Source organism: Halorussus ruber, assembly GCF_004765785.1.
GTDB lineage: Archaea > Halobacteriota > Halobacteria > Halobacteriales > Haladaptataceae > Halorussus > Halorussus ruber.
In genome coordinates this window covers 18,814-32,040 of sequence record NZ_SBIT01000010.1, presented here as the reverse complement: position 1 = coordinate 32,040, position 13,227 = coordinate 18,814, and the positions used below count along the sequence as shown (strand labels likewise).

The 13,227-nt window shown below is 65.0% G+C and carries 18 protein-coding genes; 3 read left to right on the top strand and 15 right to left on the bottom strand.

Going from position 1 to position 13,227, the window contains the following annotated elements; genetic code table 11:
• Positions 1-5 precede the first annotated feature (5 nt).
• Positions 6-317 carry an ASCH domain-containing protein gene (locus tag EPL01_RS16375; protein ID WP_135826364.1) on the top strand — a complete coding sequence of 104 codons (312 nt, stop codon included), beginning with the start codon at positions 6-8 and terminating at the stop codon, positions 315-317.
• 24 nt (positions 318-341) lie between these two features.
• Here the strand turns inward: EPL01_RS16375 and EPL01_RS16370 are convergent, their stop codons facing one another.
• The 7 genes from EPL01_RS16370 to EPL01_RS16340 form a co-directional block, all read right to left on the bottom strand.
• Positions 342-737 (bottom strand): PIN domain-containing protein, encoded by a 396-nt coding sequence (locus EPL01_RS16370; RefSeq protein WP_135826363.1) that lies wholly within the window; start codon positions 735-737, stop codon positions 342-344.
• Positions 734-973, bottom strand: coding sequence for an antitoxin VapB family protein (locus EPL01_RS16365; RefSeq protein ID WP_135826362.1), 240 nt, complete (start codon positions 971-973; stop codon positions 734-736). Before EPL01_RS16365 ends, EPL01_RS16370 begins: the two co-directional genes overlap by 4 nt.
• Before the next feature lie 60 nt (positions 974-1,033).
• A complete protein-coding gene (gene hisE, locus EPL01_RS16360) occupies positions 1,034-1,375 on the bottom strand; it encodes a phosphoribosyl-ATP diphosphatase (protein ID WP_210424175.1) in 342 nt (113 codons plus the stop codon).
• Positions 1,372-1,827, bottom strand: a complete 456-nt coding sequence (locus tag EPL01_RS16355; protein WP_135826361.1) for a bifunctional nuclease family protein — start codon at positions 1,825-1,827, stop codon at positions 1,372-1,374. The genes hisE and EPL01_RS16355 overlap by 4 nt, the downstream gene beginning before the upstream one ends.
• 97 nt (positions 1,828-1,924) lie before the next feature.
• The gene (gene pdxT / locus EPL01_RS16350) at positions 1,925-2,539 is read right to left on the bottom strand and encodes a pyridoxal 5'-phosphate synthase glutaminase subunit PdxT (protein ID WP_135826360.1); all 615 of its coding nucleotides are present in this window, start codon (positions 2,537-2,539) and stop codon (positions 1,925-1,927) included.
• Positions 2,540-2,578: 39 nt separating this feature from the next.
• On the bottom strand, positions 2,579-3,085 hold the full coding sequence (locus EPL01_RS16345; protein ID WP_135826359.1) for a hypothetical protein: 507 nt from the start codon (positions 3,083-3,085) through the stop codon (positions 2,579-2,581).
• Positions 3,086-3,130: 45 nt separating this feature from the next.
• Positions 3,131-3,295: a preprotein translocase subunit Sec61beta gene (locus tag EPL01_RS16340; protein WP_135826358.1), complete on the bottom strand. Its 165-nt coding sequence runs from the start codon at positions 3,293-3,295 to the stop codon at positions 3,131-3,133.
• Positions 3,296-3,668: 373 nt separating this feature from the next.
• Here EPL01_RS16340 and trxA point away from each other — a divergent pair, with 373 nt between their 5' ends.
• The gene (gene trxA, locus EPL01_RS16335; RefSeq protein WP_246045723.1) at positions 3,669-3,971 is read left to right on the top strand and encodes a thioredoxin; all 303 of its coding nucleotides are present in this window, start codon (positions 3,669-3,671) and stop codon (positions 3,969-3,971) included.
• Positions 3,972-4,125: 154 nt separating this feature from the next.
• Here trxA and EPL01_RS16330 read toward each other — a convergent pair whose 3' ends face one another.
• From EPL01_RS16330 to EPL01_RS16310, 5 genes are all read right to left on the bottom strand, one after another.
• Positions 4,126-5,607: a carboxypeptidase M32 gene (locus EPL01_RS16330; RefSeq protein WP_135826356.1), complete on the bottom strand. Its 1,482-nt coding sequence runs from the start codon at positions 5,605-5,607 to the stop codon at positions 4,126-4,128.
• A gap of 86 nt (positions 5,608-5,693) precedes the next feature.
• Positions 5,694-6,251 carry a metal-dependent hydrolase gene (locus EPL01_RS16325; RefSeq protein WP_135826355.1) on the bottom strand — a complete coding sequence of 186 codons (558 nt, stop codon included), beginning with the start codon at positions 6,249-6,251 and terminating at the stop codon, positions 5,694-5,696.
• A gap of 85 nt (positions 6,252-6,336) precedes the next feature.
• Positions 6,337-7,869, bottom strand: coding sequence for a carboxypeptidase M32 (locus tag EPL01_RS16320; protein ID WP_135826354.1), 1,533 nt, complete (start codon positions 7,867-7,869; stop codon positions 6,337-6,339).
• 449 nt (positions 7,870-8,318) lie between these two features.
• Complete coding sequence (locus EPL01_RS16315; RefSeq protein WP_135826353.1) at positions 8,319-9,437, bottom strand: M20 family metallopeptidase; 1,119 nt, start codon at positions 9,435-9,437, stop codon at positions 8,319-8,321.
• A gap of 391 nt (positions 9,438-9,828) precedes the next feature.
• Positions 9,829-10,092 carry a DUF7553 family protein gene (locus EPL01_RS16310; RefSeq protein ID WP_135826352.1) on the bottom strand — a complete coding sequence of 88 codons (264 nt, stop codon included), beginning with the start codon at positions 10,090-10,092 and terminating at the stop codon, positions 9,829-9,831.
• Positions 10,093-10,362: 270 nt separating this feature from the next.
• Here EPL01_RS16310 and EPL01_RS16305 point away from each other — a divergent pair, with 270 nt between their 5' ends.
• Positions 10,363-11,409, top strand: coding sequence for a pentapeptide repeat-containing protein (locus tag EPL01_RS16305; protein WP_168215936.1), 1,047 nt, complete (start codon positions 10,363-10,365; stop codon positions 11,407-11,409).
• Here EPL01_RS16305 and EPL01_RS16300 read toward each other — a convergent pair whose 3' ends face one another.
• The 3 genes from EPL01_RS16300 to EPL01_RS16290 are packed head-to-tail and all read right to left on the bottom strand — an operon-like array spanning position 11,410 to position 13,100.
• Entirely contained in the window at positions 11,410-11,826 is a 417-nt protein-coding gene (locus tag EPL01_RS16300) for a hypothetical protein (RefSeq protein WP_135826350.1), read from the bottom strand.
• A gap of 34 nt (positions 11,827-11,860) precedes the next feature.
• Positions 11,861-12,478, bottom strand: coding sequence for a DUF2238 domain-containing protein (locus EPL01_RS16295; protein WP_135826349.1), 618 nt, complete (start codon positions 12,476-12,478; stop codon positions 11,861-11,863).
• A gap of 31 nt (positions 12,479-12,509) precedes the next feature.
• The gene (locus EPL01_RS16290) at positions 12,510-13,100 is read right to left on the bottom strand and encodes a hypothetical protein (protein WP_135826348.1); all 591 of its coding nucleotides are present in this window, start codon (positions 13,098-13,100) and stop codon (positions 12,510-12,512) included.
• Between the last annotated feature and the right edge of the window lie 127 nt (positions 13,101-13,227).

The following is a 13,227-nucleotide window of genomic DNA, read 5'->3' as shown; positions in this document are numbered from 1 at the left end:
CGCACATGGCAACCATCGACGCCGACGACCTGTTTCCGAGCGAGCGCATGCTCCGCGGAGTCAGCGCAGGCGACGTGACCCAGATTCACCGCGGCCAGCAGTACGCCGACGAGGGCGACCGATTCGAGGTGGACGGCGAGGAGTTCGAGGTCGTGGAGGTCCGAGAGCGAAAACTCGGCGACATGACCGACGAGGACGCCCAGAAGGAGGGAATGGAGGACATGGAGCAGTACCGCGAAATGCTGAATCGGGCCCACGACGATTACGAGTGGGACCCCGACAGCGACGTGGTGCTGCACCGCATCGAGAAGCGGTAGCGAGGGTACGAAGTCGAGACGCTTCTACTCGCGGTATTCTTCGACTTCGATGACCTGTTTGGTCACGGCGTGAGTCAGGTCGCTGTCGTTCGTGACGACAGGTGCGCCGAGTTCTCGACCGGTCGCCGCGATGAGTCCGTCCATTCCGGCGAGAAAGGGACCTTCCGGACCGATTTCGTCGGCGATTTCGCCAGCGATGGCGGCCGTCGATTCGTCGGGTTCGTAGACTTCTCCCCACGAGAGGTCGGCCTCCGCCGCCGCAACATCGCCCTCAGGCGCGTTCCCTTCTCCGACGAGGGCTTCCGCGTAGGCCGGGGCCGGGAAGACGAATCGCTCGTCCTCGTTCGCCAAGAGATATTCGGCAGTCGCGTCCACACCGCCGAGATAGTCGATGAGAAACGTCGCGTCGAGGACCTTCATTCGTCCTCCGGGCGGTCCATCCGGTCTTTCGACTTCTGCTTTGCGGCCTCACGCCGGTCACGAACGCGGTCGGCGTGGTCATCCGACCACCGACCGAACCCGGCGAGGAGGTCGCGGTCCTCGCCGTCGAAGACCCGTTCGAGAACGTCGTTGTAGGATTCGCCCTCCCGACGACGGCGTTCGAGTTCGCGCTTGATCGTCTCGCTGACGCGAATCTGCTCGTTGGCGGTCCCCATATCGTGTCAACGTTGGCGTTGACACGGCTTTAATCTTCGGCCAGTTCGCAGAAAAGGAGTCTATCGGCGCTCTCGCAGTTCCGCCCGCAGGTCGGCGAGGTCCATCTCCTTCATCGACAGCAGGACCAGCAGGTGATAGACGATGTCGGCGCTCTCGTGGGCGATCTCCTCGCGGTCGTCGTCCTTGGCGGCCAGCAGGAGTTCGGTGGTCTCCTCGCCGAGTTTCTCCAGCACCGCGTTCTCGCCCTTCTCGTGGGTGAACAGCGAGGCGGTGTACGAATCCTCGGGGAGGTTCTCCTTGCGGTCCTCGACGACTGCGAACAGTTCGTCGAGGACGGCCGCGGTGTCCTCCGGGGCGTCGCCCTCGCTCGCGGTGTCCTCGGAAGTTGATTGCTCGCTCATGGGCCGAGTTCGGCGACCTCGCGGATGTCCTGTAGCTGGTCGAACTCCTCGCGGTCGCGCCGCCCCGACTCGAACACGTCGGTCTCGATTTCTATCGGAGCGTTGGTCCGGGCCGCCAGCGCCAGCGAGTCGCTCGGTCGGGCGTCCACGACGGTATCGCCCCGCGGCGTGTCGATGTGGAGGTCCGCGATGTAGGTGTTGTCCTCCAGCGACGAGACCACGACGCGCGTGACTCGACCGCCGAGTTCCTCCACGAGGTCGAGCGTGAGGTCGTGGGTCAGCGGTCTGCCGATGTCCTCGGCCTCCATCCCGCGAGCGATGCTGACTGCCTCCTCGAACCCGATGAAGATGGGGAGTACCTCCTCGTCGGCATCGTCGGGTGCGAGGACGACGACCGGCACCGGCCCGTCGTCGGTCATCGCTACGCGCACCGCGTCGATTTCGGCGTTCATGGGCGTACCGAAGGGTGCCAGGAAGAAAAGTCTGCCCTACTCCGGGTGGTCTCCGGGCGCGCAGAACTGCGCGCCCGGAGTGAAACGGAAATCCGCGCTACTGGTCGGGGACAGGTCGCTCGGCCGCGTCGTTCTCGAAGAACGCGAGGCCGTGAAGCCGCGAATCGGGGGTCAGTTCGGGGTGGAAGGAGGTGCCGACCACCGGACCGTCTCGAATCGCCACCGGGCGGCCGTCCCACTCGGCCAGCACCTCGACGTCCTCGCCGACTTCGCTGATGAGCGGCGCGCGGATGAACACCGCGGGGAAGGGGTCGTCGAGTCCGGCAACGTCGAGCGGAGCCTCGAAGCTGTCTTTCTGCCGACCGAAGGCGTTGCGCTCGACGGTCACGTCCGCGAGGCCGAGGTTCTCGACGCGGTCGTCGCCCGCGTCGGTCGCGGCGACGATGAGGCCCGCGCAGGTCGCCAGCACGGGCTTGCCCGCCTCGACGTGGGCGACTATCTCCTCGGCGATGCCCTCCGAGTGGAGGAGGCCCGAGATGGTGGTCGATTCCCCGCCGGGCATCGACAGGAAGTCGCAGTCCGGGACCGTTCCGGAATCGCGGACCTCCAGGACTTCGATGTCTCGGTCGTGGGCCTCGGCCGCGCGGCGGACCGCCTCGGCGTGTTCGCTCACGTCGCCCTGCACCGCGACGACGCCCGCTTTGAGAGTCATGTCCGCGAGTACGGATTCGGGGAGCAAAAGTGGCGCGTATCAGTCCGCACTTGTCCGCGACCCCAGCCACGTCCCGAGCGTCAGGCCGTAGACGAGGTGGCCGACGTGGAAGACGAGGCTCTCGTCGGCCTCCAAGTCCATGTCGAGGAGCCGACCCAGCACGACTCGCTCGCCGAAAACCGAGAGCGCGAGGGCGTAGCCGGTGGCTAAAAGAAGCCCCGTAAGTTCGCGGCCAACGGTCTCTCGCGGTTCGCGCGCCGGAAACAGCGCGCCGAAGAGGGCACCCGCTCCGGCCCCGTAGAGGAGATGCAGGACGAGCGCGGGAAGGGTGTGGTCCGCCGAGTCGCCACCGGCCACGAACTTCGACCAGAACTCCGCGGTCGGCGGGAGCGCGTGAGAGACGGGCAGTCGATACGCGGTCAGAACCAGCGTGGCGACGAGGCCGCCCTCGGTCCCCTCCGCGAGACGGTGGCGTCGTGAGGAGGACGCCTCCTCGGGCGGACGAGACTCGTCGCTGTCGGTGTCGAGACTCGGTAGTGGACGCATGACGAGTCAGCTACGCCGACCGACTCGAAAGGCGTGGCGGCCGACTCAGAGCGCGAGGACGTTCATGACCTGAATGAACAGGCCGAACAGGACGCCGAACGCGACGACGGTTTTGGGGTCGACTCGGATTGCGTTGCGGTCTTCGGCGTCGAAGTATCGGACGAGTCCGGCGCTGGACATCAGTCCGCCGGAGTTCTGGCCACTGCTCATGTACCAGCGTCAGACCGCCCGTCGCCTAAACCTTTCGGAGGGTGTCTGAGGGGAATGCTTACCTACGCCACGGACTCGGTAGCGAAGGTCTCGAAAGCCCTCGCGCGGTTCGCGGTCGCTCAGCGACATATCGACGCGCGCAGAACTGCGCGCGTCGATAGGGGTCGGCTGAGGCGACCAAGTTGAACGCGAACCGCGCTCGCCCTTTCAGTCCACCAGGGACGTGGTCTGTGTCACCGAGCGAAGCGGTTAGTCGTGCTTCTCGGAACATTCCTTCGGTCTCCCTCGGCGTGCGAGGAGTCGCCAATTCTCTCAGGTCGCGGCAAAGTCACGCTGGGAGAACGCGGCAAAGCCGCGCTGGTGGGAAACCCTTATGCGCGCGGCGAGGATACGTTCGGCCAGAGCAACGATGACAGTCACCCTGAAGGACTTTTACGCGGACTGGTGCGGACCGTGCAAGACCCAAGACCCGATTCTCGAAGAGATGGAAGACGACTGGGGCGAGGTCGAGTTCGAGAAAATCGACGTGGACGAGCATCAGGACGTCGCCAACGAGTACCAGGTGCGTTCCATCCCGACCATCGTGGTCGAGAACGACGACGGCGTCGTCGAGCGGTTCGTCGGCGTCACCCAGCGCGACGAACTCGAAGACGCGCTGGAGCAGGCCGGAGCCTAACGTCGGAATCAGCGTCTTTTTCGGGTCGCTTCGCCGGGAGAGGAATCTGTCTCGGCAGAGCGATTGGAGCAATTAGAGCAACCAGAACAACCCCTATGGAAATATTTTGCTATTCAAAAGAAATAATATTGTTTCTTTTCGAGGGTGCGCGCGCTCAGAGGTCGTAGATTTCGCCGAACTTCTCTTCGACGTAGTCGAGGAAGTAGTCGGCGGTCAACTCCTCGCCGGTCGCTTCCCGAATCAGTTCGTCGGTGGTGTAGCGCTGGCCGTGCTGGTGGAGGTTCTCGGCGAACCAGTCGTGGAAGGGCTCGAAGTTGCCCTCTCGAATCAGGCCGCGGGCGTCGTCGAACTCGTCTTCGATGGTCGCCCAGAGCTGGGCCGCCAGCACGCTCCCGACCGTGTAGTTCTGGAACCGGGCGAACCCGCCGGTCCAGTGGATGTCCTGCAAGGCTCCTTCGGCGTCGGAGTCAGGCCGGACGCCCAGATACTCCTCCATCTTGTCGTTCCACGCGGCCGGAATCTCGCCGACTTCGAGGTCGCCCGAGACGAACTCGTGTTCGATCTCCGACCGGAGGATGATGTGCATGTGGTAGGTCACTTCGTCGGCCTCGACGCGAATCAGGTTGTCCTCCTTGACGCGGTTGGCCGCCCGATAGGCCTCCTCGGGCGTCACGTCCGAGACTTCCGGGAAGTGTTCTTTCACGGTCGGCAGGAACAGTTCCCAGAACTCCTCGGTTCGACCGACGTGGTTCTCCCAGAAGCGCGACTGGGACTCGTGGACGCCGTGAGAGCGCGAGGCACCCAGCGGCGACCCGTAGGCGTCCTGCCGGAGACCGAGTTGGTAGGTCGCGTGGCCGAACTCGTGGATGGTCGAGCCGATTGCGCCCAGCAGGTCCTCCTCGTCGAATCGCGTCGTCACCCGCGAGTCGAACTGCGTGCCCGAGGTGAAGGGGTGAGCCGAGGTGTCGAGGCGGCCACGGTCCCAGTCGTACCCCAACAAGTCGAGCGCGTCCTCCGAGAGCGCCATCTGGGTCTCCTCGTCGTAGGTCCCGTCGAACGCCGCGGGCACCTCCTCGCTCGCCCGGATGTCCTCGATGAGCGGGACGAGGCCGTCTTTCAACTCGTCGAAGATGCGCTCTACCGTGTCGAGGCCGAGGTACGGTTCGCCGTCCTCGAACATGACCTCGTACGGATCGCGGTCGGGGTCGATGTGCTGGGCCTTCTCGATTCGGAGTTCCAGCAGGCGCTCCAGGATGGGTTCGAACGCCGAGAAGTCGTCGTTTTCCTTCGCTTCCCGCCAGTCGTCTTGGGCCTCGGACTGGAGGCGGCTGTGTTCCTCGACCAACTCCTCCGGTACTTTGGCGGCGCGCTCGTGTTCCCGGCGGATTTCGCGGACGACCGCCCGCTCGTCGTCGTTCAAATTCTCCTCCTCGGCCTCGTCCAGCAGTCGGCCGAGTTCGTCGGCGGTGAGTCGCTCGTGGGTGACCGCCGAGAGCGCCGAGAGTTGCTGGGACCGGGCGGGCGTGCCGCCCTCGGGCATCATCACCTGTTGGTCCCAGTAGAGAACCTGTCCGCCGTCTTCGAGCGCAGAGACGCGCTCGTAGCGTTCGAGTAAGTCTTCGTAGGCGTCTGCCATATCGTCGCCTTGCGCCGGGTGCCCATCAAAATAGGGGTCGCGGCGAGGAGTGTGGGGTTCGTGCTACTGCTTGCCAAAAACGTTCGTCAGGCCGTGCTGGTGTGACTCTGGGCCTCGCCGCTGTCGCGCGACCAGTACCAGAGTCCGGCGTTGATGACGATGCCGCCCACGAACAGCCCCCAGTTGAACCACGGGTTGTTGTACCAGACGATGTCGATGCCGAGGCTCTGCCCGTAGAGGGGCCAGAACGGCTCGACGGCCTCGGCGATGTCGGGTGCCGAGAGCATGTCGGCGAAGACGTGAGCGAGTCCGGCGACCCAGACCGCGATGAAGCCGACTTTCAGCGACGCTCTCGACGCGGCGTCGGAGAACCAGTCCGAGTCGCCGAGCGTCTTCTCGAGTATCCATCCGACTATCGGGCCGACGACCGCGGCGAACACCGTGACGAACAGTATCGTGTGGGTGATTCCGTGGTGCTTGACGGTGGGGAAGACGCCTTTCAGCACGAGGTCCATGTCCGGTACCATCCCAAACCAGAACCCGGCCCCCACGAACGTCAGGCCGGTCTTCGGCCTGTCGATGAAGAACCACACGGGTGCGAGCCATATCAGCGCCATCCCGAAGTGACCGATTACGTCAACCATGTCTCATCTAGAGGGTGTCTCGGGGGGTAATACTGTTGGCCAGGCGGAAAAATCGATAAAATATGGGCGAGAGAAGTGAAAGGAACTACTGGTAGTCGTCCAGTTCGTACAACTCGCCGTACTTCGATTTCACGTAGTCGAGGAAGTAGTCGGCGGTGTAGTCCTCGCCGGTCGCCTGCCGGACGAGTTCGTCGGTGGTGTACCGGGAACCGTGCTGGTGGACGTTCTCGGTCAGCCAGTCGTGGAGGTCGTCGAACTCGCCGTCTGCAATCTTCTCGTCGAGGTCCTCGATGTCGTCCTCGGCGGCGTCGAACAGTTGGGCCGCGAGGACGCTCCCGAGCGAGTAGGTCGGGAAGTATCCGAAGTCGCCGTGACTCCAGTGGATGTCCTGAAGCGCGCCCTCGGCGTCGGAGTCGGGGCGGACGCCCAGATACTCCTCGTACTTGTCGTTCCAGAGTTCCGGCACGTCCTCGACGTCGATTTCGCCCCGGACGAGGTCGCGCTCGATTTCGAACCGGACCACGATGTGCATGTGGTAGGTGAGTTCGTCGGCCTCGACGCGAATCAGGTTGTCCTCGTAGACCTCGTTTGCGGCCTCGTAGACGTCCTCGACGCTGGCGTCGCCGACCTTGTCGGGGAAGCGCTCCTGAACCTTCGGCAGGAATCGCTCCCAGAAGAGCTGAGAGCGGCCGACGTGATTCTCCCAGAGGCGCGACTGGGACTCGTGGACCGTCATGTCGCGCGAGTCGCCGAGAGGAGTGCCGTAGTCCTCGCGGGGCAGGCCGAGGGTGTAGGTCGCGTGGCCGAACTCGTGGACCGTCGCCATCAGCGCGCCGAGGGGTTCGTCGGGGCTGAACCGCGTCGTCACGCGGGCGTCGAACTGGTTACCCGACGAGAACGGGTGAGGAGCGGTGTCGAGGCGGCCGTGGTCCCAGTCGTAGCCGAGGGTATCCAGCACGTCGCGGGCCAGCTCCTCCTGGGTATCCACGTCGAAGTCGCCGTCGAAGGTGTCGGTGGCGAGGTCGGCGTCGGACTCCCGAATCGCGTCCACGAGCGGGACGAGTTCGTCGCGCAGGCGCTGGAGGACCTCCTCGGCCGTCTCGATGCCCAGGTAGGGTTCGTACTCCTCGAAGAGGACCTCGTAGGGGTCCCGAGAGGGGTCGATGTGTTCGGCGTACTCGCGCTTGAGTTCGACCAGTTTTTCGAGGGTCGGCGCGAACTTCGAGAAGTCGTCCTCCTCCTTGGCCTCGTGCCAGACCGGCATCGCTTCCGAGGAGACCTCCGAAATCTCCTCCACGAGGTCTTGGGGCACCTTCGCGGCCCGGTCGTGTTGGCGTCGAATCTCGCGGACGACCGCCGCCTGTTCGTCGGTCAGGTCCTCGTCCTCCAACTCCTCGAGCAGGTCGGCCATCTCGTCGTCGGTGAGCATCTCGTGGGCCACCGTCGAGAGGGCCGAACGCTGCTTCGAGCGGGCGGGGGTGCCGCCCTCGGGCATCATGACTTCCTGGTCCCAGGCGAGGACCATCCCGGCCTGTTTGACGTTCGACAGTCGCTGTACCTTCTGGATAAGTTCCGAATACGCGTCAGACGCCTCTTCGGCGGCGGCTTCGCTTGCCATCGTCGGCGGGTAAGGTGCCAGCAATTATCAATGTCCGGATTTTCAAGCGAACAACCGTTGATATGATTTGTGAACTACCCACCCCTAACGGAGTGGGCTTCCGTGGAAGGGTCGGGTCTACGCCCGCTTATTCCACGAGGCCTGTCCACGAGGCGCTCGACACCCTCCGACGCATGACGGTCATTGGGCTTACCTGTCGAAAGCGGACTTCCCGTGGGGAATGATTGAAAGTGGAAGTCACCCGGTTCCGCCTTCCGACATACCGGCTAATTATCTAGAAATAGGTGAATTTGGCGATAACGGTCGCCGTCTCCTCCGACGTACGTCGTGGGGTTTTGGCGACCTGCACGCAACCGTATACTGTCACGTTTCTCCTAACGTATCCGTAGAGAAACCGCGGTTCCCTTCCGGTCGCTGTCGTGACCGGAGCGCGGTTCGGCGGCGAGTCCTCAAAGCGATTCGGCCGCGCCCCGGTAAATCCGGTAACACCGCTCTAGCACGTCGATGCTCGCGCTCTCTTCGTCGGTGTGGGCCTCGCCGGGTTCGGCCGCGCCGCAGACCACGCAGGTCGTCCCGGCCTCGGCCAGCCATCCCGCGTCGGTAGCGTGGGGTTTCGAGACGAGTTCTGGGTCGGCGTCTTGGCTCTCGTCGGCGGCCGCGAGGACCGTCTCGGCGAAGTCCTCGTCGTCGCACCGCATCGGCGGGAGGTCCTGGTCTACGGTCCACTCGACGCCCGCGACCTCCTCGACGCGCTCCAAGGGGGCGCGTTCGCCGGGGACGGTGCGCTCGTCCACCGTCACCTCGCACTCCTCGGGAATCACGTTCCACGCGCTCCCGCCGTCGATTTCGGTGACGGCGACGCTCCCGCGGACCTCCTCGCCGAAGACGGAGACCGCGGGGAAGTCGAGGTCCCGAATCACGTCCACGGCGTCGCAGGCCCGGTAGACCGCGTTCTCGCCCGACTCGGGTTCGCTGGCGTGGGCCGCCGCGCCGCGGGCCGTGACGGTGCTTCCCCGGCGACCCTTGTGCGCGACTGCCACGTCGGTCACGCCCTCGGCGGAGTAACCGGTCGAGCCTTCGCCGACGATGGCGTAGTCGGGCGCGAACCCTCTGTCGATGGCGGCGCGAGCGCCGACGCCGCCCCGCTCCTCGCCGACGAAACTGGCGAAGACGAGTTCACAGTTCGGGTCGGCGTCTCGGAAGGCCAGCATCGCGGCCGCGACAGCGCCCTTCATGTCGGCGGTTCCCCGACCGTAGAGTCGCCCGTCGCGCTCGGAGACGGCGTATCTGTCGGTCCCGTCACCTGTGAGTTGGGAGTCGGCCGGGGGCACCACGTCGTGGTGGCCCACGAGCGCGAGGGAGTCGGTGTCCGACTGGCCGCCGGGGTCGGACTGGCTGTCGGCCTCGCCGGGGCCTCGGCGCGCGAGGAGGTTGCCCGACTCGTCGCGGGTCACCTCGGCGTCGGTCTGCTCGCGGAGCCAGTTCTCGATGTAGTCGCCCGCCTCGGTCTCGTCGTCGTGGCTCGGGATGGCGACGAGTTCGCGGGTCAGGTCGGCGACTTCGGTCATCGTTCGGACGTGGAGCGCGAGGCGTTTCAAATCAAGGGTCGAGGAGTAGGATTGCCGCGATGGTCCGTTTTGGGTCTCGACGTGTTCCGGAGCGCAAACCGCAACATCGCCACGACGGTGTCCTCTGAAGCGACCGGCCCCTTCATCCGCCCGACGGCGGCTTGTCGGCACGGCGCGTCCACTGCGGTTGGTCGGCCAGCTATCGCTCGAGGGATCGATCCGTCGGGCGTGATTGGTCCATCGGGCGTGATTGGTCCATCGGGCGTGTGTGGGCGTGTGCGGGCGGGCGCGACCATGTTCGCGCCCGCCCGGCCGTAATCGAAACAAATATCTGGCAGTTGTTAAGAAATACAAAAATTTCTTAAAGACGTGTTTTCGATTCTCTACCCGCCTACTTCACGTCGCGTTCGTACTCCCGTAGTTGCGTTCGCAGGCGGGTCAGCCCCTCGCTCGTCTCGCCGGTCGCGTCCTCGCCGATGCGTTCGAGTTCCGCCCGAATCTCCTTGAGTCGGTCCGGTCGCATGTCGTTCTGGTCCGAGTGCATCGCCGACAGCGCCTCCTCGGCGGACCGGAGTTGCTCGCGCACCTCGCGGTCCGCGTCGGTCTCCTCGCGGACTCGGCGCATCTCGTCGTGAATCGATTCGAGGTCGGTCATGTCCGAGTCGAGGGCGCGAACGCGAAAAGTCGTGACGGCCCCGACCAATCGAGGTCGTCGCTGGTCTCCATGACATCCGGCCAGCGACCCACTCGACGGCGTTTCAGGGAGGTAGCTTTACTAATCGGGCACAAGCCGAAAGAGGGTGGGGAAGAAAGAGGAGCTATGTCTGGAGACGTGCAGTCTGCGTCCGGGGGGGTAGCGGAGAGTTCTGTGGAGCGCGAGCCATCTTCCGACGGGCGGTGCGGACACGTTCACGAGGCGAGTGCGGTGTCGAATCTCGGCGGCGTCTGTTGCTGGCGGCCGGTCTGGGGCGATACGGGCCAGTGCATCTGGCACGCCGACGTGGCACAGAAGCCGACGCGCAAGTTGCAGACTGCCGCGCCGGAAATCGGCGAGCGCCTCGACGGGGCCATCTTTCGGGACGTCGAGCTATCCGGCGGCGATTGGCTGGCGGGCAAGACCATCACCGACGCCCGGTTCGTCAACTGTAATCTGGAGAATACCGACCTCAGCGGCGCGGACCTGCGGTATTCGCACTTCGAGGGCGTGGACGCTCAGGGCGTGGACCTCCGAGGAGCCAACCTCGAACACGGCGAGTTCCACCGGACCGACCTCCGGAGCGCGGACCTCTGCGGGGCGCGGCTCCACTACGCGGTGTTCGACAACGCCCGAATCGACGAATCGACCACGCTCGGCAGGAACGTCGTCTACGAGGAGGAACTGTTGGAGGGGGCCGAGGACGGCAGAATTGCGACGTTTCGCAGGCGACGGGCCGACCGCGACAAGGACCGGCTGAGCCGGTACGAGGCCGCCCACTGGACGTACAACGAACTCCAGCGACTCGCCGAGGAGAACGGCCTGACAGAGCAATCGCGGAACTACTACATGAAGCGCAAGAGCGTCCGGCGGCGCGAGGCGTGGGAGTTCCGGTCGTACCCGAAGGCGGTCGCCAAGGAGGCGTGGCGATGGACGACCGGCTACGGGTCGAACCCGTGGCGAGTCATCGCAACCTCCGCGGTCGTCATCCTGCTCTGTGGCCTGCTCTACCCGCTGACCAGCGGCGTGATGGAGCCGACGGCGGAGGTGACGATGGTGTACAAGCTGAGTCCCTCGAACGGTCTCTATCTCAACGCCATCTACGTGCTGAAGTCGATATACTTCAGCGTGGTCACGTTCGCCACGCTCGGCTACGGCGACATGCAACCGGTCCACGGGTGGGCCAGAGCGCTCTCGGCGACGGAGGCCCTCCTCGGGCAACTCCTGATGGCGTTGCTCGTGTTCGTCCTCACGCGAAACGTGACGTGGTCCGAATAATCAAATCGCGCAGTCGTCCACGTACTCGAAGCCTTCGTCGTAGCCGTCGTCTGCGTCCGGTTTTTCGCCGGATTCGATGGTCGAACGGTCAGAGTCGCCGGAGTCGCCAGACTTCGACCCGTCGGCGTCCGTCTCGCCGAGTTCGATGATGTCGGCGTATTCTGAGTCGTCGGGAGCGGAACCGAGAGAGTCGGAGTCACCCGGCCCGGACCCCGCGAACTCGGAATCGCCGGGACCGGGGCCGTCGGAGTCGTCCCCGGCCTCGCGGGCTAACTTCTCCTCGATTGCGTCGGCGACCCACGCTTCGAGCGACTCGCCCGCGTCGAGGTTTGCGTCGATTCGTTCCTTCCGGCCCGCTTCGACGGTGACGACGAGGTGTTCGTGACGCACGAACCCGAGTAGCACGGCGACTTCCATAAATCAGTCGTCCGTTTCGGGTGGCCTCGGCTGCTCAGTCGTCCACCGCCTCCGCGGCCTCCTCGGCCGCCTCGTTGGGCCGGGCGGCGTCCCACCCCGCGACGACGATTGCGCCCACCTGATTGAACACGAGGTCGTTGATGACGTCGTCGAGGCCGTACTGGACCAACACCGCCCTGCCGCCCAGCAGTTTGGCGACTTGCTCGGTCCCGAACTCGATGATTTCCCAGAGGACGCCGAACGCCATCACGAAGACGAGGATGAACGCAAACTGGAGTTCCGGCGTCAGGGTGGTCCGCTCGGAGTTCTCGTCCACGGTCCGGACCACGGCGTAGCCGACCCCGGCGACGATAGACGCCGAGAGCGCGTGGGTCACCGAGTCGTACCACGGAACGTTGCGGTACGGCCCGAGGATACCCGCTGCGTGGGCGAAGACCGCGATGGAAATCCAGAGGACGTAGCCGGGGTCCATCCGGATGCCGAGGTCCCGCCGGAGGAGCGCCGGGACGAAGGTGACCCCCAGCGCGACCAGTCCGTTGACGACGACGCCGATCTGACCTCGGAAGAGACCGTAGGCCGAGATGGTGAGCAGGCCGAGTTGAAGCAGGTGGACGAGCCATCGCTCGCGGCGGTCGTTCAGCAGGTCGGTCATTCTTCACCCCCGGTCGTCACCCGTGTCTCTCTCATCCGTCCTCTCCTCCAGTCACGTCCGGAGTCTTGGTCTCCGCTGGCGTGCGATATTGGAAGTAGAGTTCGAAGACCCCCGCCGCGACGACGCCAGCGATGGTTCCGCGGATGAACTCGTGCATCAGGTCGATACGACCGGCGATGAAGTCGGTTCCGAGAAACCGGTCGGCGTAGAACTGGACGATGGCCCACGAGCCGATTGCGGCCATCGTCGTCAACACGACCGTCACGTCGGCGAACCACGGAGCCATCTCGACGTCGGTGAACAGCGAGAGTTCGACCACGATTGCGAACGCCACCGCGGCCACCCCGAGGTAGAGCGCGTACTCCGTGACCCACTCCGGGCCGATAGCCGCCACGACGGCGGGGAGGACCGCCAACCCGACGACTTCGGGCGGGAGCATCACCGACCGGTCCCGGAACACGACCGGGGGAACCAGCAGAATCCCGAGCGTGCCGACGAGGAACACCGCCCAGACCGCCTCGCCGTGGACGACGCTGACCGCGACTGCCAGTGCGAGGAGGCCGACGAGGAGCCAACTCACCCAGTTCGCGTCGTCGCTCGCTACCGCTTCGAGCGCGTCCATGGCAAAGTGGACGGTTTCCACGCGATTGAGGGTTTTGCCCCTTCCGGGCGTCTCCGGGGACGCGCCTTCTGCTCGCTGGGGACGGGAACAGACACAGAAGACACGCTTATGAGCGCGCCGTCCGAAA